The organism is Dyadobacter arcticus, assembly GCF_011762185.1.
Classification (GTDB): domain Bacteria; phylum Bacteroidota; class Bacteroidia; order Cytophagales; family Spirosomataceae; genus Dyadobacter; species Dyadobacter arcticus.
Map to the genome: position 1 here is coordinate 845,605 of NZ_JAASQJ010000002.1, position 20,536 is coordinate 866,140.

The 20,536-nt window shown below is 43.5% G+C and carries 18 protein-coding genes and 1 other RNA gene; 7 read left to right on the forward strand and 12 right to left on the reverse strand.

The window, feature by feature from the left end:
- Nucleotides 1-156 precede the first annotated feature (156 nt).
- Nucleotides 157-1,866 carry a hypothetical protein gene (locus FHS68_RS11365; protein WP_167270047.1) on the forward strand — a complete coding sequence of 570 codons (1,710 nt, stop codon included), beginning with the start codon at nucleotides 157-159 and terminating at the stop codon, nucleotides 1,864-1,866.
- On the opposite strand, the gene FHS68_RS11370 is transcribed toward FHS68_RS11365, so the two are convergent.
- The 3 genes from FHS68_RS11370 to FHS68_RS11380 form a co-directional block, all read right to left on the reverse strand.
- Nucleotides 1,867-3,147: an aminotransferase class V-fold PLP-dependent enzyme gene (locus tag FHS68_RS11370; protein WP_167270049.1), complete on the reverse strand. Its 1,281-nt coding sequence runs from the start codon at nucleotides 3,145-3,147 to the stop codon at nucleotides 1,867-1,869.
- Nucleotides 3,148-3,174: 27 nt separating this feature from the next.
- Nucleotides 3,175-3,960: an alpha/beta hydrolase gene (locus FHS68_RS11375; RefSeq protein WP_167270051.1), complete on the reverse strand. Its 786-nt coding sequence runs from the start codon at nucleotides 3,958-3,960 to the stop codon at nucleotides 3,175-3,177.
- 101 nt (nucleotides 3,961-4,061) lie between these two features.
- Nucleotides 4,062-4,649 carry a Crp/Fnr family transcriptional regulator gene (locus tag FHS68_RS11380; protein ID WP_167270053.1) on the reverse strand — a complete coding sequence of 196 codons (588 nt, stop codon included), beginning with the start codon at nucleotides 4,647-4,649 and terminating at the stop codon, nucleotides 4,062-4,064.
- A 133-nt stretch (nucleotides 4,650-4,782) separates the two neighbouring features.
- Here FHS68_RS11380 and FHS68_RS11385 point away from each other — a divergent pair, with 133 nt between their 5' ends.
- Nucleotides 4,783-6,036, forward strand: coding sequence for an asparagine synthetase B (locus FHS68_RS11385; protein ID WP_167270055.1), 1,254 nt, complete (start codon nucleotides 4,783-4,785; stop codon nucleotides 6,034-6,036).
- A 10-nt stretch (nucleotides 6,037-6,046) separates the two neighbouring features.
- On the opposite strand, the gene FHS68_RS11390 is transcribed toward FHS68_RS11385, so the two are convergent.
- The 3 genes from FHS68_RS11390 to FHS68_RS11400 form a co-directional block, all read right to left on the reverse strand.
- Nucleotides 6,047-6,991, reverse strand: coding sequence for a bifunctional helix-turn-helix transcriptional regulator/GNAT family N-acetyltransferase (locus tag FHS68_RS11390; protein ID WP_167270057.1), 945 nt, complete (start codon nucleotides 6,989-6,991; stop codon nucleotides 6,047-6,049).
- Between the two features lie 89 nt (nucleotides 6,992-7,080).
- Nucleotides 7,081-8,190, reverse strand: coding sequence for a lipid-A-disaccharide synthase (lpxB, locus tag FHS68_RS11395; protein WP_167270059.1), 1,110 nt, complete (start codon nucleotides 8,188-8,190; stop codon nucleotides 7,081-7,083).
- Between the two features lie 43 nt (nucleotides 8,191-8,233).
- Complete coding sequence (locus tag FHS68_RS11400) at nucleotides 8,234-8,653, reverse strand: 6-pyruvoyl trahydropterin synthase family protein (protein ID WP_167270061.1); 420 nt, start codon at nucleotides 8,651-8,653, stop codon at nucleotides 8,234-8,236.
- Between the two features lie 113 nt (nucleotides 8,654-8,766).
- Between FHS68_RS11400 and rfaD the strand changes: the two genes are divergently transcribed.
- From rfaD to FHS68_RS11415, 3 genes are all read left to right on the forward strand, one after another.
- Nucleotides 8,767-9,732, forward strand: coding sequence for an ADP-glyceromanno-heptose 6-epimerase (gene rfaD, locus FHS68_RS11405; RefSeq protein ID WP_167270063.1), 966 nt, complete (start codon nucleotides 8,767-8,769; stop codon nucleotides 9,730-9,732).
- A gap of 114 nt (nucleotides 9,733-9,846) precedes the next feature.
- A complete protein-coding gene (gene sufB / locus FHS68_RS11410) occupies nucleotides 9,847-11,292 on the forward strand; it encodes a Fe-S cluster assembly protein SufB (protein ID WP_167270065.1) in 1,446 nt (481 codons plus the stop codon).
- A gap of 96 nt (nucleotides 11,293-11,388) precedes the next feature.
- Nucleotides 11,389-13,659, forward strand: coding sequence for a monovalent cation:proton antiporter family protein (locus tag FHS68_RS11415; protein WP_167270066.1), 2,271 nt, complete (start codon nucleotides 11,389-11,391; stop codon nucleotides 13,657-13,659).
- On the opposite strand, the gene FHS68_RS11420 is transcribed toward FHS68_RS11415, so the two are convergent.
- A complete protein-coding gene (locus tag FHS68_RS11420) occupies nucleotides 13,656-14,546 on the reverse strand; it encodes a 1-aminocyclopropane-1-carboxylate deaminase/D-cysteine desulfhydrase (RefSeq protein WP_167270067.1) in 891 nt (296 codons plus the stop codon). The two genes, FHS68_RS11415 and FHS68_RS11420, sit on opposite strands and share 4 nt — an antisense overlap.
- Nucleotides 14,547-14,584: 38 nt before the next feature.
- Here FHS68_RS11420 and FHS68_RS11425 point away from each other — a divergent pair, with 38 nt between their 5' ends.
- Both FHS68_RS11425 and FHS68_RS11430 read left to right on the forward strand, forming a co-directional pair.
- Entirely contained in the window at nucleotides 14,585-15,616 is a 1,032-nt protein-coding gene (locus FHS68_RS11425) for an RluA family pseudouridine synthase (protein WP_167270069.1), read from the forward strand.
- Nucleotides 15,617-15,666: 50 nt separating this feature from the next.
- Nucleotides 15,667-16,110 carry a GNAT family N-acetyltransferase gene (locus tag FHS68_RS11430; protein ID WP_167270071.1) on the forward strand — a complete coding sequence of 148 codons (444 nt, stop codon included), beginning with the start codon at nucleotides 15,667-15,669 and terminating at the stop codon, nucleotides 16,108-16,110.
- On the opposite strand, the gene trmD is transcribed toward FHS68_RS11430, so the two are convergent.
- The 5 genes from trmD to rnpB form a co-directional block, all read right to left on the reverse strand.
- Nucleotides 16,107-16,784 (reverse strand): tRNA (guanosine(37)-N1)-methyltransferase TrmD, encoded by a 678-nt coding sequence (gene trmD / locus FHS68_RS11435; RefSeq protein WP_167270918.1) that lies wholly within the window; start codon nucleotides 16,782-16,784, stop codon nucleotides 16,107-16,109. The genes FHS68_RS11430 and trmD overlap by 4 nt on opposite strands.
- The gene (gene rimM, locus FHS68_RS11440; RefSeq protein ID WP_167270073.1) at nucleotides 16,774-17,340 is read right to left on the reverse strand and encodes a ribosome maturation factor RimM; all 567 of its coding nucleotides are present in this window, start codon (nucleotides 17,338-17,340) and stop codon (nucleotides 16,774-16,776) included. Before rimM ends, trmD begins: the two co-directional genes overlap by 11 nt.
- A gap of 86 nt (nucleotides 17,341-17,426) precedes the next feature.
- A complete protein-coding gene (locus tag FHS68_RS26410) occupies nucleotides 17,427-18,332 on the reverse strand; it encodes a 30S ribosomal protein S16 (RefSeq protein ID WP_229211855.1) in 906 nt (301 codons plus the stop codon).
- Nucleotides 18,333-18,474: 142 nt separating this feature from the next.
- Nucleotides 18,475-19,995 carry an OmpA family protein gene (locus tag FHS68_RS11450; RefSeq protein WP_167270075.1) on the reverse strand — a complete coding sequence of 507 codons (1,521 nt, stop codon included), beginning with the start codon at nucleotides 19,993-19,995 and terminating at the stop codon, nucleotides 18,475-18,477.
- Nucleotides 19,996-20,051: 56 nt separating this feature from the next.
- An RNA gene (gene rnpB / locus FHS68_RS11455) (RNase P RNA component class A) lies at nucleotides 20,052-20,454 on the reverse strand.
- Between the last annotated feature and the right edge of the window lie 82 nt (nucleotides 20,455-20,536).

Here is a 20,536-nt window from a genome sequence, read left to right on the forward strand (position 1 = left end):
ATTATCGAATAAATTCGTAAAAAAGCCCAGTGTAAATCTACGTGGGGCTTGTAAAGCATAAACTCAACTTGCAACATCACTACCAAGAATAATTTCTTTGGGCTAAGTAATCCTTTTGCTACTCTTTCTTTTGACCCATGTAAGCAATAACTATTCATGGATCGAAGACAGTTCGTAACAAGCAGTGCACTTGCTGTGTGTGCCTTGCAAGCAGTTTCTTTAACAAAAATTTTACCAAAAACTTATTCAACGGCCATGCCGGACTGGCTTCTTGCCATGATTGTGCAAAATGATCTCGGGATTGAGTCGCTGCGATCCTACCAGGTCAGAGATTCGGGAAATGTTGCCTTTGGTGGTTTGAAAGACGGATACGACATCCTGAACCCACACAGCACCGCCGCCATTATTCAGGCAGGCGCGTGCGGTCTCTCCTCGCCTACTTCCAAATTTTACAGGTCAACTGCATTATTGGCGGATATGAATGCCGCGGCATTATACCTGATAAAAACACAACATGAAGACGGTACTATCGACCTGCTATCCACCAATTTCCATTCGACGCCAGATACCGGATTTATTGTAAAGCGACTTGCCATGTCCTACACCTTGATGGAAAAATCGGGCACTCCGGGTGTTGAAAAGGTTTTACCAAACCTGAAAACCTTCCTGATCCGTGGCGGAGAAGCGCTGAGCCGGGGAGGCATTCACACGCCTAATCATCGCTGGGTTGTTTCCGCTGCCCTCACGAAACTGAACGAGCTTTGGCCAAATCCAAAATACGCCGCCAGGATTGAACAATGGCTTGGCGAGCACATTGATATGGACAAGGACGGACAGTACAATGAAAAAAGCACGTTTATTTATTCGTCGCTCACCGATCGGCTGCTGATTACGGTGGCGAAGGGTCTCAAAAAACCGGAACTGCTTGATTATGTCCGGAAAAATCTGAATATGACTATGTTCTACGTGCATCCCAATGGCGAAGTGGTGACCGACGCTTCCGGAAGGCAGGATAAGGCGGTGATCGGGACGCTGGAAAACTACTATTATCCTTACCGTTTCCTGGCCATAAAAGACAATAGCGGCGAGTATGCAGCCATGTGCAGGCTTATTGAAAAAACGGCTGGCCCCAAAACCGGCGCATTTATCGATTATTTTTTGACTGACCCATCCTTATGGGTAGACTTAACAGCGGAAAAACCATTGCCTGTCAGCTATGTGAAGACATTCCCAAATTCAGGGTTGGTAAGGATCAGGAGGAACAATTGGGATAGTACATTGATTGCCAATAATCCGGTATGGTTTACTTTTATGAAAGGTACTGCTGTGTTGCAGGGCGTACGGTTCGCTTCTTCTTTTTTCGGGAAGGGCCAGTTCCAATCCGAAAAACTGACTGAAAGTGGCAAAACCTGGACATTGACACAGAAACTGGACGGCCCTTATTATCAGCCTTTGCCTAAGGAAAAGATCAAAGCGGACGGGGACTGGGAGAAAATGCCAAAAACCGACCGTCAGCAAAGCGAAGTGCAAATCCTGGAAACGACCATACAAATCAAAGAAACTTCGGAAGGCATGGAAATCGAGATCATGACCAAAGGTACCGAGCGGGTCCCTGCAGCATTAGAATTGATTTTCAGGCCCGGGGGAACATTAAAAGGTGTTTCTAAGATCGAAAACACTAAAGACTCCTGGCTATTGAAAAATGGTACTGGAAGTTATAGCTTTGGAACAGATACCATTTCATTTGGTCCGGGATTGGCTTTGCACAAAAATGTCGCATTGCGCGGGGCGCTGCCAGCCATGGAAGCGCCCACCGTTTTTATCACAGGCTTCACCCCTTTCAAACATGTGATCCGTTTCCAATGATCATACCGCAGCTTCTTTTAATGCATTCACCACCTTATCAAGGTCGCTCATGGTGTTATAAATGTGTGGCGACATCCGGATCCCGCCAGTCGGGGCAGCTGCAATGCCATAAGTCTGATAAAGTACTTTGGCTACATCTGCGGGCTTTTTGGCAGGAAGACTAATAACCGTCACACCACCGCTGAGCTCGGGAGCGATGGGGGTAACAAATGTAATTTGCGGAATTTTGGACTTGATCTGCTCTTTCAAATAACTGTTAAGTTGCGAGACACGGTCCGCGACATTTTTTTTTCCAATGGTTTGATGGAATTGAACGGTCTCTAACATTCCGGCCATAGTCGCTTCATTGCGCTGTCCAAGCATGCAGTACTTTTCGTCTACCGTCTGCGAGCTTTCCTTCCAACCAGCGCTGATAATATTTGGCCACAAATTTGCCATACTTTCCTTTTTTACATACAAAACACCATTTTCAAGCGGTCCCATAAACCACTTATGCGCGCTGCTTGTATAAAAATCGCAACCGATATCCTTCAAATCCAGGTCAACAGCACCCAATGATTGCGCGCCATCCAGATGTGAAAGCACATTTTTCTCGGCGGCCAGGGCGCATAATTGTTTGGCAGGAAGCGCAATGCCGCTGGTATTGGAAATGTGCGAAAACGCAATCACTTTGGTTTTTGAAGTAATCGCATCGCGAAAAGGTTTGATCAGATCCTCCACCGATTGTGGAGCGGCCGGAACACCTACTTTTTTGACCGTAAAACCATACCTTTTTGCTCGTTGCTCCCAGGTCGTGCTATTGGATGGATGGTTTTGGTCCCATAGCAAAATTTCGTCCTCAGGTTTCAGGTCCAGGCCATTAACAACAATGTTATTACTCTCCGAAGTATTCCTGGTTATCCCGATTTCGGCCCCTGAAACATTCATATATCCTGCCAGGGCTTCTATCGCTTTCTTCCTTTTGTCGGGAAACTGGCTTCTGAAATCAAACGACACATCCTTTTCCAATCCAAGCATCATTTTCCGTACCTCATCATTCACAGCTGCCGGTGCAGGGCACAAATTAGCAGCATTCAGCATGATCAGGTTTTCGGGTACGGCAAACTGCTTTTTAATCTGCTGCCAATACTTTTCATCCGCAGCTGCACCTGGATATGGAGCAATGGTTTGAAGCTGTGTTTCAAAAGCAAGGGATGGCAGGGACCACGCGGCCAGTGAGCCTACGCCTAGTTTTCTCAGAAAATCCCTTCTTTCGGCAGGCAATGCAGTTTTGGTTTTCATAGGATCGGTAAAAGGAGTGATGTTTAATTAATTTCTGTCAAGCCATTCTAAAATATAATCAGCGTCTTCTTTCCAGGTAGATTGTCCGAGTACGAAGTGGTTACGGCCAGGAAACTCTTTGTATTCCAATACTGAACCGCTATTCTTATACGCTTTGAAATTCCGATTGTTCAGGTGCGCTGGAATGATGTTGTCTTTGTCGCCCGATGTCAGCAAAAGTGGTACGTGAGGTTTTGCGAAATCAACTTTTGCAGCCGATGTTAAGCCGCCTCTTGCTACCGTTTTGGATTCAGGGATTGTATTTTCTTCGTATGATTTTTTCTGATCTTCTAATGACATTCCGTTTGTGAATGCATACTGCCAGTCGGATAATGACATTAAGTAAGTCTTTTTCAGGGAAGTAAACAATCCCAAAGCTTTCCAGCCAGCTTTCAGAAATGAAAATTCGTAAGGGAAAACGCCTTGTGGTGGCACGGAGTGGATTGCCACGCCTGCTACTCCCAATCCCCTGTTTATTAAAACCTGAGTCATTAATCCACCCAATGAATGTCCGATGATGATCGGCTTTTCAGGAAGTTTCTTGATAAAGTCAGCATAAGAATCGATTACTTCTTCCAATGTAAGCTCTGCAAGTTGAATGTCATTAGGCTGTCTGTTTCGCAACTCGGCTGGTGTTCCATCTTTATAAGGCCAGGCGGGAGCATGGGTTTTGTATCCTTTGCTTTCAAAATAGGTTTTCCATTGGTCCCAGCCACTGTTCGTTACAAATGCACCTGTTACAAATACGACGGTTTTTGAGTCACTGCTTTTCATGATTTCTAATGTTTAAAGGTTTGATTTTGTTTGTGTTCCTAATTGAACATGACAAAATTCAGCAGTAACTGAGACAATAATTTTAACCCAGGTTAAAATCGTTATTTGCCAATCATTCTTTTTCTGATACGGCTTAGGGAAGGTCCCTGAATGCCCAGATAGGAGGCAATGTGATAAAGCGGCACAGTATTGAAAATGTTTGGATGCTTCTCAACCAGGTCGAGATAACGCTGCTCAGGTGTAAGAAACATGAAATCCTCCGCCCGGGTCATCGCAATGTTGAAAGCCGCTTCGGCAACCAATCGGCCAAAACGTTCCCACTCATGCGATTGCTGATAAAGCTCCTTGAGATGTTTAACATGAATGTAAATAATGGTGGAATTCGCTAATGACTGTGTGTAATAGTTGCAGGGCGTTTGAGTGACAAAGCTTTTGTAAGCGACTATGACCTGCTTGGTGGTGAAGAAAAATACATTCTTTTCCTCGGCCGTATCGTCATGTATGTAGTAAGTCCTGAAAACGCCGTCCAGGATAAAGCCCAGATGTTTGCAAACGTTTTTATACTCATTATAAAACTCCCCTTTGCCGTATTGCTTCTTTTGCCAGTAGGGCAGCGATAAAGCAAAACCCTCCGCTCCTATCCCTGCAAATTCCTTCAAAGCGTAAGCTAGTATGTTGGTTTCGGTCATTATCAGGAGTGTTGAAGGGATATTTCAAAAATAGTAAAAACCTCAATTCCAGTGATATAAAAGTGATTTTAATTCATTAAATTTGATCAACCTCCCCCCACGATAAAGCGCCGGATACCAATCATCAGTCACAATGCTGAAAAAAGCTATCTTCCTATTTCTGGTCCTCATTTCGAAGGTTTGCCTGGGAAATCAGATCCTTATTCCCATGGACCAGGCACAGACAAATCATTTAAAAGCTTATGGACTTGCCTATATCTTATTAAAAGGGGATATCGAGGTTGAATGGCTGCTCAATTACCGTGGCGGCAGTTTCAAAGTACAGTACAGCAAGTCCATTGAAAATGAATGCAAGCTGCGCGCCATTTCCTATGAGGTACTTTCAGAATCGGCAAGCGCCCAGATTGTTGGCCAGATCAGTGATCCGAATGTGAATATGGATGTTGTGAAGCTTTTTAAGGCAGCCAAAATCGCCGTTTATTCGCCCATCAAGATCAGTCCGGCTGAGTTTGAAAATACAGATGCGGTTTTGTTGGTATTAAAATATGCCGAGATCCCTTTTGATGTAATTTATGATGAGGAAATATTGAAAGGCGACCTGCCCAAATACGATTGGCTGCATTTACATCACGAAGATTTTACAGGCCAGTTTGGCAAAAACCTGAGGAGGACAACGCAGCAAGACATTAAAGCGCAGGAAGCCATTGCGAATCGCTTCGGCTATGCGAAAGTTTCAAAAATGAAACTGGCTGTGGCCAAGGCTATTAAGGAATTTTGTGCAGGTGGCGGGTTCCTGTTTGCAATGTGTTCTGGTGCAGAGACCTTCGACATTGCGCTGGCTGCGGACGGTGTGGATATTGTGGATAATTTGGATGGCGACGGTATTGATCCAGACGCGCAATCCAAGCTTGATTTCGATAAGACTTTTGCTTTTTACAATTTCAAACTGCAATTGGACGAATACGAAGGGATGAATTTCTCAGACATTAACTCATCTGCTGGCAGGTACCGGGGCTGGGGGGAAAATGACGCCTACTTCTCATTGTTCGATTTTTCGGCCAAATGGGATGTTATTCCTGCTATGCTGGTGCAAAATCACGAACATTTGATCCGCGAATTCTTCGGGCAAACCACCGCATTTTCAAAATATACCGTTAAGCCCAGCTCGTTGATCATGGGTACCAGCAGCAGCTCCGACCGCTACATTTATGGCGAATTGGGCCGCGGTCAATGGACATTTTACGGCGGCCACGATCCCGAAGGCCGTGGCGGAGGTGGCCGGCGTATGCCAACCGACCTCAATCTATATCCCAATTCACCCGGCTACCGGTTGATCCTAAACAATGTGTTGTTCCCATCAGCTCGGAAGAAAAAAAGAAAAACCTGATTTTTCAAAATCACAAATCGATTTCCATTTCAATATCCGCTCGCTTGAAATTGGTTTTTGACAGGGGGACTTCCACAAAACCTAGCTTCCGGTATAAGTTAATTCCGGCTGCCGAACCTTTTCGGTTAGAATTCAGCATTACCTTCTTCATTCCCATTGCACGGGCTTTTTCCAAAGTGGCGGTACCAAGCAAATCTCCAATCTTTTTCCCGCGCATTGATTTTGAAACACACATTTTACTCAATTCCACAACTCCCGGTCCAACGAGTTTCAATGCGCAGGTACCCACAGGTTCATCATAGAACATGGCGATCAGGATAGCCCCACCGTCTTTCAAATAATAACCTCCCGGGTCGGATAATGTCTTTTGGTCTTCCGGCTCAACTTCGTAAATTTCTGATATCCAGGCATAGTTTAGGTCGTAAAAAGCTTGCGCGAGTTCAGGCCTGTAGTCAATAATGGTAATTGCGGAATCCGTTTGGCTTTGCGTCAGGCTTTGGTAGCGGTCAAAAAAGCCTTCCTTTTTCAATTGGTATTCTGTTTCGTCCATAGCTAATAAGAGGTTATTTGCATTGTTGGTAATTTGTTCGGCTACACTTTTCATTTTCTCCCAAACCGGCTGCATTTGCAGCACCATCTTTGAGGCTTTTCCTGTCAGGCGCACCATTCTTTTGCGCTCGTCCTTTTTGTCTTTGAAAGACTCCACCAGACCTTCCCGTTCCAGTTCTTTTAACAAGCTGATTGTCGAAGGATGAGCATATCCGATTTCTTCTGATAACTCTAAAATGCTAAGTGAAGATTTGACATGCAGAGCATAAATGACAGGAAACCATTTCGGTTCAAATTCAATGTTATTGGCTTTGTAGATCTGAATTCCTTCTCTCCTAAACTGGTCGCTCAGCCGTTGCAGCCTCGTTGAAATAGCCAGTCCGCCAATCTCATTAAAGATATTCATGTCATGCAATAATTTAAGTTCAAATATACGTAGACGACTACTTAAAGAGCAAATAGTTTGCATAAATTGATCATCCATCTGACTAAAAGCTATTTAATGTAATTTACGATCAGATTTCCCGCATGTTCAGATGCGCCCGGGCCACCTACAAGCTTTTGCAATGAGGCATATTGACTGAGCTGCCGTTCGCGTTTTGCCCCGCCCGGTAAAATACTCCTGAGTTCTTCGACAATCAGCTTTTCATTCAGATTATCCTGAATCAATTCTCTGACACCCTCTTCGACCAAAATCAGGTTTACCAATGATATAAACGGGACGCGGATAAGACGTTTGGCAACCGCATATGACAATCCGCTGGTTTTGTAGCAAACCACTTCCGGAACCGAAAACAGGGCTGTTTCCAAAGTGGCGGTACCCGATGTAACCAAGGCAGCTTGCGACACAGAAAGCAGGTCATAAGTACTTTCGTAAACAATGCTTGCTTTTTGAGATTCCCTATAACCTTCGTAAAGCGAAGCCGGAAGGTTATGAACGCCCGCAATGACAAACTGATGATCGGGAAAGTGCGGCTGGGCAGACAACATTAAATCGAGCATACCTATGATCTCCTGTCTGCGACTTCCCGGCAGCAAAGCAATAATGGGCTTTTTCTCGTCAATTTTATTTTTTGTTTTAAAATCAGGATCGGCTTTGAACGAAGCAATGGCATCCATCAATGGATTGCCGACGTAGTCAACTTTGTAATCGAATTTTTTATAGAAGTCAACTTCAAAAGGAAAGATCACAAACATGTGATCTACATTTTTCTTGATCTTCCAAGCGCGTTTCTGGTTCCAGGCCCAGACTTTTGGGGAAATGTAGTAGAAGACTTTAAGACCTTTGGATTTAGCAAAAGCAGCAATGCGTAAATTGAAACCCGGATAATCGATCAGGATCAGCGCATCGGGTTGATATCCAATAATATCTGACTTGCATTTTTTGAGAAGTCCGAAGATTTTATGCAGGTTCAGCGCCACTTCCAGGAAACCCATGAAGGCGGTATCCTTGTAATGTGTAACCAAATCCAATCCCTCGGCAGCCATCATATCGCCGCCCCAGCCCCGGAAAGTGGCTTCCGGATCATTTTCCCTGATGCCCTTGATCAAATTGGAGCCATGCAGGTCTCCCGAACGTTCGCCGGCGATGAGGTAGTATTTCATGTTTGAGCTTTAGCTGTTAGCGTTTAGCTATTAGTTTTTTTTGTTATTCTCCGTAGTATTCGACGAAGTTTTTGGGGGTTTCGATGAGTTTGATGTAGTGCAGTTGGGCGTGGGAGGCTTCTGCGGTGATGGCGGGCGCTAGTATATTCCATATTTCCATGACGAAAATTTCGCAAGACGCCATTTTATCTTTCATAAAGTCAACATCGAGGTTCAGGTTCTTGTGGTCCACTTTATCGATAATTTTTTCCTTAACAATATCTCCCAAAACTTTCAGGTCAATTACAAAGCCAGTATCCGGATTTGGTATGCCTTTTACGGTAACAATCAGCTCAAAGTTGTGTCCATGCCAGTTATGATTAGCACACGGCCCAAATACTTCCTGATTTTTCTCCTCCGACCACGCCGGATTAAAAAGCCGGTGCGCCGCATTGAAATGCTCTTTTCTTGTTACGTAAATCATAAAAAACTTATCCTCACTTAATAAATAGGGTACAAAATTACAGCTTGTATCCGTAGTTTTGCAGATTAACAAGGGTACATCGGAAAAAATCCCATTAACCATACATTCTCACCATGATTATCGTAACAGGTGCTGCCGGATTCATTGGTAGCGGATTGATCAGCCGCCTCAATCAGGATGGTTTTAAAAGCATTATCGCAGTCGATGATTTTTCAAAAATTGAAAAAGCTGAAAACCTGGAAGGAAAAATTATAAAGGAAAAAGTTGAGCGGATTGCGCTTTTTGAGTGGTTGGACGCGAATTATCGTGATGTTGAATTCATTTTTCACATTGGCGCACGTACAGATACAACCGAATTTGACAAAGAAATTTTTGATGAATTGAATGTCAATTATTCCAAATCGATCTGGGAAAAATGCGTCGCTTATCAGATACCGCTGGTTTACGCCTCATCTGCCGCCACATATGGGCTCGGGGAAAACGGATATGACGACAATGAATCAACCCTCTCAAGCCTGAAACCGCTAAACCCATACGGCGATTCTAAAAATGAGTTTGATATTTGGGCATTGGAACAGGGGGAAAAACCATTTTTCTGGGCAGGCCTTAAATTTTTTAATGTCTACGGCCCAAATGAATATCACAAAGGAAGAATGGCGTCCGTGATTTTCCACGCCTATAACCAGATCAAATCGACTGAAAAAATGAAGCTTTTCCGTTCACATCATCCTGATTTCAAGGATGGTGAACAAATGCGGGATTTCATTTATGTGAAGGATTTGATTGATGTATGCATTTTCTTCATGCATCATCGTCAAAATTCCGGCATTTACAATCTGGGAAGCGGCCAGGCGAGAACTTTTAAGGACCTGGTTACGAATACTTTCAAAGCAATGGCCAAAACCCCGGACATCTCGTATATAGACACACCGGAAGATATCCGCGATAAGTACCAATATTTTACCGAGGCCAATATGAGTAAGCTCAGATCCATTGGATTTACGCGGCCATTTACTTCGCTGGAAGATGGGGTAAGTGATTATGTGAAAAACTATCTTTCCTCGGGGAGTTACCTCTAATGCTTTTGACACCTGTTAAGTCGCCAATTTTCCGTATTTTTAAATCCCGGTTAAACTCAATCCCATTTCTCTGTGTTACTATTTTAACATAACACAGTGTGATCATTACAGACTATGAGCAAAGAAGAAGAATTGTTAGAGGAAATCACCAGTTCGGAATACAAATACGGCTTTGTAACTGATATTGAGGCAGATGAAGCTCCTATGGGGTTGAATGATGATATTGTCAGGTTTATATCAGCCAAAAAAAATGAACCAGAATGGATGCTGGCCTGGCGTCTGAAAGCTTACCACTATTGGCTTACGCTGACTGAACCGAAGTGGCCCAACGTACATTACCCAAAAATTGACTTTCAAGCGTTAAAATACTATTCTGCTCCAAAAAAGAAGAAGGTAGTGGAGAGTATTGAAGACATTGACCCTGAATTGCGCAATACTTTTGAAAGACTGGGTATTTCCCTGAATGAGCAAAAGAGGATTTCAGGGATTGCTGTTGATGCGGTGATGGATTCGGAATCCGTGTTCACCACTTTTAAAGGTACGCTGAAAGAGAAGGGCATTATTTTCTGCGCAATCAGTGAAGCAATCCGTGAACATCCGGAGCTCGTCAAGAAATATCTGGGATCGGTAGTTCCACCACGAGACAACTTCTATGCAGCATTGAATTCTGCCGTATTTTCTGATGGTTCTTTTGTTTACATTCCAAAAGGTGTTCGCTGCCCGATGGAGCTCTCAACTTATTTTCGTATTAATGCTGCGGGAACCGGCCAGTTTGAACGGACTCTTATCATTGCCGACCAGGACAGTCACGTGAGTTATTTGGAAGGGTGTACAGCCCCAATGCGCGATGAAAATCAGTTGCACGCGGCAGTGGTAGAGATTTTCGCACATGAGAATGCTAATGTAAAATATTCCACCGTTCAGAACTGGTATCCAGGTGACAAAGAAGGAAAGGGCGGGATTTATAATTTCGTGACCAAACGTGGGCTTTGCGACGGAGCAGGTTCTAAAATATCATGGACACAGGTTGAAACCGGCTCGGCAATAACCTGGAAATATCCTTCTGTAATTTTAAAAGGTGATAATTCAATTGGAGAATTTTATTCCGTTGCTGTAACGAATAACATGCAGCAGGCCGATACAGGAACTAAAATGATCCATATTGGCAAAAACACCAAAAGCCGCATCGTTTCCAAAGGAATCTCGGCAGGTAAAAGCCAAAATTCTTATCGCGGATTGGTACAAGTCTTTAAAAAAGCTGAAAAAGCACGTAATTTTTCCCAATGCGATTCCCTGTTACTGGGCGATAAATGCGGAGCTCACACTTTTCCATACATTGAAGTAAGTAATCCTTCTGCAACTGTTGAGCATGAAGCTACAACTTCAAAAATTGGGGAAGACATCCTTTTCTATTGCAATCAGCGCGGTATCCCGACCGAACAGGCAGTTGCTCTTATTGTAAATGGTTATGCGAAAGAAGTGCTGAACCAGTTGCCAATGGAATTTGCTGTTGAAGCCCAGAAACTGCTGGAAATCAGCCTGGAAGGAAGCGTTGGATAATCCATAAGATGTTCTTTTTAACAGTTTTATATCATAAAAGCCTTTGACTAGTCAAAGGCTTTTTGTATTTTATTGATCGATCAACGATGACCCTTCATGACGCACGTTCCGCAATTAATTGTTGACCTCTCTTTAATCCTCACAATGGCGGGTATTATTACCCTCATTTTCAAGAAATTGAAACAACCCATTGTGCTCGGTTACATTCTGGCCGGATTACTTGTCGGACCTAACTTTCACCTGTTCCCTACCATCACAGATATTAAAACGATTGAAATCTGGGCTGAGATTGGGGTGATCTTTCTGCTATTTAATCTTGGTTTAGAATTTAGTTTCAAAAAATTGGTCAAAGTTGGCAATACGGCTGCCATTACGGGGCTTTTTGAAGTGTTTTTAATGTTGATCACCGGCTTCATAACCGGCCAGTTACTGGGTTGGAGTAAAATAGATAGCCTTTTCCTGGGCGGTATCATCTCAATCTCATCTACTACAATCATTTTTCGGGCTTTTGAGGAGCTGGGTATCAAAACACAAAAATTTACGCGAGTTGTATTGGGGATTCTGGTCATCGAGGATCTGACAGCTGTGCTACTGATGGTTTTATTGTCGACCCTTTCGATCAGCCGGCAATTTGCGGGTTATGAATTGTTACAATCCATTGCAAAATTGTTTTTCTTCCTGACTATCTGGTTCTTAGGTGGCATTTCCGTTTTCCCGACACTGCTGCGACGTTACCGGAAACTTATGAATGATGAAAGTGTTCTCATCACTTCAGTTGCCCTATGTTTCGGAATGGTCTTCCTGGTAACCAAAGCTGGCTTTTCAGCAGCATTGGGTGCATTTATCATGGGTTCTATTCTTGCGGAAACCACACATGCTGAGAAGATTGAACATTTATTAAAGCCATTGAAAGACTTGTTTGGAGCGGTATTCTTCATTTCCGTTGGAATGCTGATCAATCCGAGCTTGCTTCTTCAATATGCCGTCCCAACCGCCATCCTTGTATTTGTTGTGATTGTAGGAAAAACCATGTTTGTAACATTGGGTGCGGTTATTTCCGGGCAGCCGTTGAAAAAAGCGATGCAATCGGGCATGAGCTTGTCGCAGATTGGCGAGTTTTCTTTCATTATTGCGACCCTGGGACTTACCCTCAAGGTGACCAGCGACTTCCTTTATCCAATTGCCGTGGGTGTTTCCGTAATCACCACATTCACAACACCTTATATGATGAGGGCGTCAGAACCTTTTTATAATTGGCTTGAAAAGCGGTTACCTGAAAAGTGGCGGCTGTATCTTAACCGATATAGCACCAGCACCACGAACATCTCGCAAACAACACATTGGAATGAAATCCTGAAATCCTATGCACAAACGGTGGTATTGAACTCCGTGGTTGTAATCGGAGTAATCCTGGCTGCTTCCCGTCAGCTTGCTGATGCGCTGCATACCCGCATTCCCGAGACGTTTATTACCAATTCCGTCTTATTTGGCATCACTTTTCTGCTCATTTCACCTTTTCTCTGGGCTCTGGTTTTCAAACGATCCAATCGCAAAGCATATTCCGCGATTTGGCTTAGCAGAAAATACAGCCGTGGACCACTGCTGCTTTTGGAGTTATCCAGAGTGTTGATTGCCATTATTCTGACCGGCTTTTTATTAAATTCATTTTTCGCAACGCCAACTGCACTTAGCGTTGCTGCCTGTATCATGATTTTTGGTTTTGCAATATTTTACAGAAGACTGCAATTGTTTTACAGTAAGATAGAGTACCGCTTTTTGCAAAATCTTAATGCACGGCAATTGGAAGGAAGTGGTAAATCAAAAAAGATATTACTCCCGTGGGACGCTCATTTTGCATTTCTTGAAGTAAGTGCCGATTCTCATTTGATTGGTAAAACCTTACAGGAACTGAAAATAAGAGAGCGTTTTGGCATTAACGTCGTATTAATTGAAAGAGGCAGCAAGACCATTCATTTACCCCGCCCGACCGAGCTGCTATATCCCTGCGACCGAATAGAAGTAATCGGCACTGACGACCAATTGGATGTTTTTCGCGGACATGTGGAAATCAGTACCAATGGAGACGCATACATAGCGCATGAAGACAGCATTGTCCTCGAACGCATTGAGGTTAGGAATGAATATAACATTCGCGGAAAGACCATCAGGAACAGTCAGATTCGCGAGAGAACGCATGGGATGATTGTTGGTTTGGAGCGCAATGGAGAACGTATTCTCAATCCGGATTCTTCGATGATCATCGAAAACCAGGATGTGCTTTGGATTGCGGGAGATAGAGATTTGATTAAAGAATTTGTTAGCAATAAAACCGCTGAGAGTAGCGAAGGAGTACCTTCGATGTCTTAAATCAACCCTTGTAAACCTCCGGTATGTACCGCAACAATGGTGGTATTTTTGAGGAAATAACCCTTTTGGATCAGATCAAAAAGACCGTAAAACATTTTTGCTGTATAGACCTGCTCTAATTGGATATCAAAATCGCTGTTGAAACGGTTTATAAAATCCATTAATTCAGAATTCCACTTTGCATATCCGCCAAAATGGTACTCTGTGAATAATGTCAACCGGCCTTTTTCTTTCTGGTGGATGAGCAGATCATGGATATCTTCTTCCAAAAACTCCCCGCCTTTCAATGCAGAAAAAGCCAGTACATCGGAGCCGGCAGACATTATACCTGCGGCAGTACCACCAGTCCCGGCAGCAACAGCATAAAAATCGGGCTGACTTCCCAGCTGCTGACCTACTTCCTCCACCATTTCGCTCACGCCCTTCATGCCTGAACTTGATGTCCCGCCTTCTGGTATAATAAATGGATAGTTGAATTTTTGAACAAGCCCGTATAAGTAAGCAATAGAATTCCGGCTTTTATATTCCTCCCGCGAAACAAAATGAAGCTGCATGTTCTGTTCCTTGCAGAATTTTAAGGTATCCGTTTCCTTGAATTCATATTCTTCTCCCCTGATAATGCCTATTGTTTCGAAACCCATTGCTTTGCCCGCGGCGGACGTCGCATACAAGTGATTGGACTTAGCGCCTCCGAATGTCAAAATCGCTTTCTGGTTTGTTGCTCTGGCTTCGAGCAGGTTGTATTTTAATTTCCGCCATTTGTTTCCCGAAACGACTGGATGAATGAGATCATCCCTTTTGACATATAACCTGATCTTCGCCGCTCTCAGAATTTCATTTGATATCTCTTGTAATGAAGTAGGAATCGAAGGGCCGAGTAAATCCATCAATTTTAATAATTTTGTTGAGTATATCCAGAATTGAAATGTCCGAAGATTTCACCGAAATTGCGTCCGAAGAAGATGATTTATTTGAACATTACCGCATTGTCGCTGATAAAGGGCAAGGCCTGATCAGGCTTGACAAATACCTTAACTTGCACGTCGCTAATGCTTCCCGGACAAAAATACAAAACGGAATTGAGGCAGAAGCTGTAAAAGTCAATGGCTTTTCGTCAAAGGCCAGCTACAAAGTAAAACCTTTTGACATTATCACGCTTTCGCTGCCCCAGCCTCCCCGTGATACCGAAATCAGTCCGGAGAACATTCCTTTAAACATTATTTACGAAGACAATGCCCTGCTCATTGTCAATAAACCCGTGGGAATGGTCGTACACCCTGCGTTTGGGAACTGGACCGGAACGCTGATTAATGCATTGGTTTATCATTTTCAACAGCTGCCTACCGGGAGAAATGGCGAAGGACGACCTGGGCTTGTCCACCGGATCGATAAGGACACTTCCGGTCTTCTTGTGATCGCAAAGACAGAATTTGCAATGTCGTTTCTTGCCAAACAATTCTCCGACCACACCATTGAACGGACTTATCAGGCGCTCATATGGGGTGAACCAAAAGAAGCAAAAGGAACAATTACCGGCAATGTTGGGCGAAGCGCAAAAGACCGGCGTGTGATGGATGTATTTCCGGATGAAAGTCTGGGTAAATACGCTATCACGCATTACGAAGTGATCAAATCCATGCGATATGTCTCACTCATCAGGTGTAACCTAGAAACAGGCCGCACGCACCAGATACGCGCACATATGAAGTATATTGGCCATCCTATTTTTAATGACACGACCTATGGAGGAGATAAAATCCTGCGGAGCATTTCCAGCGGGCAGTATAAGGCAATGGTCGAATATTGTTTCAGCTTGTTACCCGGGCAGGCTTTGCATGCAAAATCCCTGGGCTTTATTCACCCTACTACAAAGCAATGGATACAGTTTGATACGGACCTTCCAGAAAATTTTCAGGCCATTGTAGAAAAGTGGGAAAACTATGTAAACTATCAGTAGGAGTTAGTATATTTTCCTTAGATAGAGGTTTTAAAGATAAAATACTACAAATGACGATCTCCACACGACAAGGTACGATTGAGGATATTCCTGCCATTTTTGAATTGGTAAAAGAACTTGCGGTTTACGAAAGAGCATTGAACCAGGTCACCAATAACGTCGAAAAAATGACCCGCGATTACAATGAAAAATTGTATAATTTCTTTGTCGCCGAATCAGATTCAAAAATTATCGGACTTTCCCTGTATTATTTTCGCTATTCCACCTGGAGAGGAAAAAGACTTTATATGGAGGATATTATTGTTACCGAAGCAATGCGTGGTAACGGGATTGGCAAGATCCTTTTTGATGCGACGGTTGCTGCGGCGAAGACAACCGGATGCACAGGAATGCTGTGGCAGGTTTTGGATTGGAACACGTCGGCAGTTGGTTTCTACAGGAAATACGGGACCAACTTTGACAATGAATGGATTAATTGCAGCCTGGACTTTTAAGATTTCAAAAGATCAGGTCTGCGTTCCCTGGTTCTTTTAAGCGACTGTTCATAACGCCATTCTTCAATTTTTGCCTCATGACCGGACATCAAGATTTCCGGAACTTTATTGCCTTCGTAGTCGGCTGGCCTTGTGTAAACAGGAGGAGCTAGCAAATTATCTTGAAAAGAATCGGTTAATGCAGAAGTTTCATCATTAAGAACCCCGGGTAAAAGTCTGATAATGGCATCTGACAAAACCGCGGCCGCCAATTCTCCGCCCGAAAGGACATAATCCCCGATACTTATCTCTTTTGTAATGAAAAGGTCCCTAACCCTTTGGTCAACTCCCTTGTAATGACCGCAGAGCATTATGATATTCCCTTTTAATGATAATTGATTTACCATTTTCTGCTGCATCAGTTCTCCGTCAGGTGTGAGATAAATGATTTCATCATAATTCCTCTCACTTTGAAGTGACATAATGCAATGTGCAATCGGCTCGATCTGAAGAACCATTCCTGCACCACCTCCAAAAGCATAATCGTCGATCGTGCGATGTTTATTGGTAGCGTAATCCCTGATATCATGAACAAGGATTTCGACAAATCCGCCTTGCTGCGCACGCTTCAAAATTGAATGGGCAAAAAAGCTATCCAGCAGATTGGGGACGCAAGTCAATATATCAATCCGCATCATCAGGTACGTTTTCCGAGTCGGTATCGCTGCTGAGATACACTTCAAGCAGCCCCTCCGGCAGATTTACAAATAATATCTTATTTTCCTTATCTGCTTTCAAAACAATATCAACTGCGGTCGGGATCAAAACCTCATGACCAGCATACTCCATTGCAACCAGATCCTGCCCGTTGAGTGAATAAACTCCCCTTACCACACCCAACTCTCCCTTATTTTGGTCAACAACCGTGTAACCCTTGATTTCGTGGTAGTAAAATTCATCCTCTTCCAATTCTCCAAGATCTTCCAGTGGCAGGTATAATGAATTTCCCACCAATGCCTGCGCTTTTTCAATACTGGTTACGTCTTCAAAACGCACAATTGCATTGCTCTGCTTTTGCAGATTGATGTCTTCAATGAAGTAAGGGACCAATTCACCCTTTATATCCAGATAAACTGATTCGAGACCGTCGTAATCGTCCGGGTAATCAACATCCAGATAGATGACGACATTCCCAGCAGTTCCGTGTGTCCTGACAATGTATCCCAGTAAAAAGCAATTATCGTGTGTCACTGTTATAAAAAATGAGTATGATATAAAAAAGTATGAGTCTGTACGGAACAACCGACAGACCCATAAATATTCAATTATTATTTCAGTTACTCAGCAGACTTTTCAGCTGGTGCGTCCGATGCAGGCGTTGCTGCGGTAGGCGTGGCTGGTGCTTCTTCCACTGCTGTTGCTTCTTCCGTAGCGGCTATTACTTCTGGTTCAGCAGCAACTTCTGATTCTACAGCAGCTTCTGGTTCTGCAACCTCCGTAGCGGAAGCAACTTCTGGTTCTTCTCCGGCGGTAACTTCTGGTTCAGCTACAACTTCTGGTTCTACTTCGGCAGTAACTTCTGGCTCAGTGGCAACTTCTGGTTCAGCAGCAACAGCTTCTGGTTCAACAGCAACTTCCATTGCAGCAACTTCCGTTGCGGCAACTTCTGTTGCGGCAACTTCTGTTGCGGCAACTTCTGGTTCAGCAGCAACTTCTCTTTCAGTTTCGTCGATTACTTCTTCCGAAACTTCCGTTTCCTCCGTTTCAACTACTTCCACTGCGGGCGGCGTATTCTTTTTCGCAATTGCATCCGCACGATCCTGATTCTTCTTACGTTCCGCATCAAGTTTAGCTTGTTTATCAGCATCTCTTTGCAAAGTTAGAGAGTCGGCAGCAGTTGCTTTACGACCTTCTTTTGAACCCTTCCAATCATCAAAACGAGCATCAGCTACATCTTGCGTAATAGCCCCTTTAATAACACCAACTTGTAAATGTTTTTTTAACATAACACCTTCATGTTGCAAGATAGAGCGGGCTGTATCTGTTGGCTGTGCTCCTTTAAGAAGCCAATCAACTGCTTTATCAGCTTCAAGAACAATAGAAGCTGGGTTCGTACCTGGGTTGTAGATACCCAATTTTTCGATGAAGCGACCATCACGTGGTGCTCTGGCATCTGCGACTACGATATCGTAAATCGCCTTCTTTTTGCGTCCGCGACGCGCTAACCTTATTTTAACTGCCATTGTAGAATTTTTGTTGGGAACTCGTCCCTTGATTAAACAGGGTGCAAATGTACTTAAAATTTATTTTTTACTTGTTAACCAGGTATAAAAAAAGGGAGGGTAATTACTTACCCTCCCTGTCATTTGCCTTTAAGTCAAACTATTATCTCCGGAATCCGGCAGGATAAGTAGAGCGAATTGTATTGTTTGGAAGTACTTTAATCTCAACACGACGGTTAGATTGCAGCCCCTCGACTGTTGTATTTTCTGCAATCGGGCGGTACTCGCCGTAGTATTCAGCAATGATACGGCTTGGATCAGTAAGACCAGCGCGGATCAGGAATCTTTTGGCTGCATCCACCCTGCGGCGTGATAAGCCAACGTTGTAACTGTCCGAGGCACGTGCATCGGTATGACCCACCAGAACGATACGGCAGTTAGTGCGCATATTAAGCAATTCAACTACTTTACTTAAAGTTTCCTTTGACGGATTGCGAATAATTGCCTTGTCTGTATCGAATTCAATGTTGCTAAACAAAGCCTCGCATTCATCTTTCGGCAAGTTGTTCTTAATTGCATCCCTGATAATTTTATCAAGATCCAATGCGACCCCACCACCAGAAACTATGCTACCAAGCGGTGTATTAGGCTCTTTGTCGAAAAGATCTGCAACACCGTCACCATCAGAGTCAGTGTAAAGACGTGGATCAACTGGCTTCGGCATATTTGCCTTTGCAATTGAGTCTGCATCTTCCATAGTTGGATTGTATGGAATTGGGATTAATGATTGAGGATTAGCCCAACGTAAATGATAGCGTCCACTACCTGCATCATACTTACCCTTTTTAGCCATGACAGCATTTTTACCGAGCTTGTAGGTCAAAGCGATGGAGGCCATTCCCCAACCGTCATTTTTGGATTCACCTTTGACGAAAGTCCAGATACCTTGTTGGGTACGATAATCACTTACGTCGCTCACTGTTGCATCCATTTTCTCAGTATTCACATAATTGTATGTGAAATCAAGTCCAAGGTCAAAACGTGGCGTAAGTTCGTAATGGATTGCAAGACCTGCTGGTACTACCCATTCCCTTGTGTAAGTGGTTCCGTTGCGTTCCCATTTACCCGCGGTGGTAGAGCTACCATCCGTATTAGTTGAAACATCCCATTCCGTACCAAACCACTGACTGGCAGTATTGGTATTAATTGCGGTAAGATCTGTGTGGTAATAAATCACTCCCCCACCTAAATGTGCGTCAACCTTCCATCTTCTCAATTTTTTATACCCGAAAAGAAGGCGATTCAAATTAAGTGTTCCGTCTATGGTAAGTTGTACAAAAGATGGGCTGTTGAAAAAGACGCTGTAGGTTTCACCACTAAGCGTACTAAAATGATTTGGCTTAGATCCTTGAAGTTGGCCGTTCAATCCGGTAAACTGAACTCCAAATAGAGGTGATAGCTGCTTATTGATAGAAAGCCCCCAGCCACCTGTGAGTTTTTCGTTGCTGCCACGTTTAAAATCGTATTCTTTAATATCACCGAAGAATTTTGTAATCCCTCCATAACCTGTGATGGACCAGGTGTTCATTTTGTTGGGTCCGTCATACGTTCTATTCTGAGCAAACGTATTAAAACTTAGCAGGGAGAAACAAATCAAAGCAACGTAAAGGTTCTTTTTATTCATGGGAAACACGCGTTATGTGATTCAATATAGCATTAAATAATTAACTTAAAATCAGAAAAAGGGACAAGCCAGTAAGCCGGGTTCTGTTTTCTAATCAACAACTGATAAGAATCCTACCATTTATCCAGGACTCCGGTCACCCGGAATCTCTAACGATCTACCCGTGTTAATGCTCAATAGAACGGGGACGAGTAATCCCACAAATTAACACCTATTTGATCTTTCAGCCCGTAAGGTTTACCCTGCCTCGTAGGTTACCCAATGAGCGGTGGGCTCTTACTCCACCATTTCACCCTTACCTCGATATATAAAAAACATGCCAAGGCGGTATCATTTCTGTGGCACTTGCTGTCAACAAATCGTCACCAATTTATTGCCTTCCCGTTAGGAAGTACGGTACTCTATGCTGCCCGGACTTTCCTCCCCGGTTTAACCCGCGGCGGTAGGACAGCTTAATCCTTTCCTCTGTGCACAAAGCTAAGAAATACTTTCTTTCAACAGCAGTCAATATACTATAAAAAGTAAAAATTTATAGTAATTG

Bases quoted from the DNA above. Each gene is read 5' to 3' on its own strand.
- FHS68_RS11365 (WP_167270047.1), top strand. From the start codon at position 157: ATGGATCGAAGACAGTTCGTAACAAGCAGTGCACTTGCTGTGTGTGCC.
- FHS68_RS11370 (WP_167270049.1), bottom strand. From the start codon at position 3,147: ATGAAAACCAAAACTGCATTGCCTGCCGAAAGAAGGGATTTTCTGAGA.
- FHS68_RS11375 (WP_167270051.1), bottom strand. From the start codon at position 3,960: ATGAAAAGCAGTGACTCAAAAACCGTCGTATTTGTAACAGGTGCATTT.
- FHS68_RS11380 (WP_167270053.1), bottom strand. From the start codon at position 4,649: ATGACCGAAACCAACATACTAGCTTACGCTTTGAAGGAATTTGCAGGG.
- FHS68_RS11385 (WP_167270055.1), top strand. From the start codon at position 4,783: ATGCTGAAAAAAGCTATCTTCCTATTTCTGGTCCTCATTTCGAAGGTT.
- FHS68_RS11390 (WP_167270057.1), bottom strand. From the start codon at position 6,991: ATGAATATCTTTAATGAGATTGGCGGACTGGCTATTTCAACGAGGCTG.
- lpxB (WP_167270059.1), bottom strand. From the start codon at position 8,190: ATGAAATACTACCTCATCGCCGGCGAACGTTCGGGAGACCTGCATGGC.
- FHS68_RS11400 (WP_167270061.1), bottom strand. From the start codon at position 8,653: ATGATTTACGTAACAAGAAAAGAGCATTTCAATGCGGCGCACCGGCTT.
- rfaD (WP_167270063.1), top strand. From the start codon at position 8,767: ATGATTATCGTAACAGGTGCTGCCGGATTCATTGGTAGCGGATTGATC.
- sufB (WP_167270065.1), top strand. From the start codon at position 9,847: ATGAGCAAAGAAGAAGAATTGTTAGAGGAAATCACCAGTTCGGAATAC.
- FHS68_RS11415 (WP_167270066.1), top strand. From the start codon at position 11,389: ATGACGCACGTTCCGCAATTAATTGTTGACCTCTCTTTAATCCTCACA.
- FHS68_RS11420 (WP_167270067.1), bottom strand. From the start codon at position 14,546: ATGGATTTACTCGGCCCTTCGATTCCTACTTCATTACAAGAGATATCA.
- FHS68_RS11425 (WP_167270069.1), top strand. From the start codon at position 14,585: ATGTCCGAAGATTTCACCGAAATTGCGTCCGAAGAAGATGATTTATTT.
- FHS68_RS11430 (WP_167270071.1), top strand. From the start codon at position 15,667: ATGACGATCTCCACACGACAAGGTACGATTGAGGATATTCCTGCCATT.
- trmD (WP_167270918.1), bottom strand. From the start codon at position 16,784: ATGCGGATTGATATATTGACTTGCGTCCCCAATCTGCTGGATAGCTTT.
- FHS68_RS26410 (WP_229211855.1), bottom strand. From the start codon at position 18,332: ATGGCAGTTAAAATAAGGTTAGCGCGTCGCGGACGCAAAAAGAAGGCG.
- FHS68_RS11450 (WP_167270075.1), bottom strand. From the start codon at position 19,995: ATGAATAAAAAGAACCTTTACGTTGCTTTGATTTGTTTCTCCCTGCTA.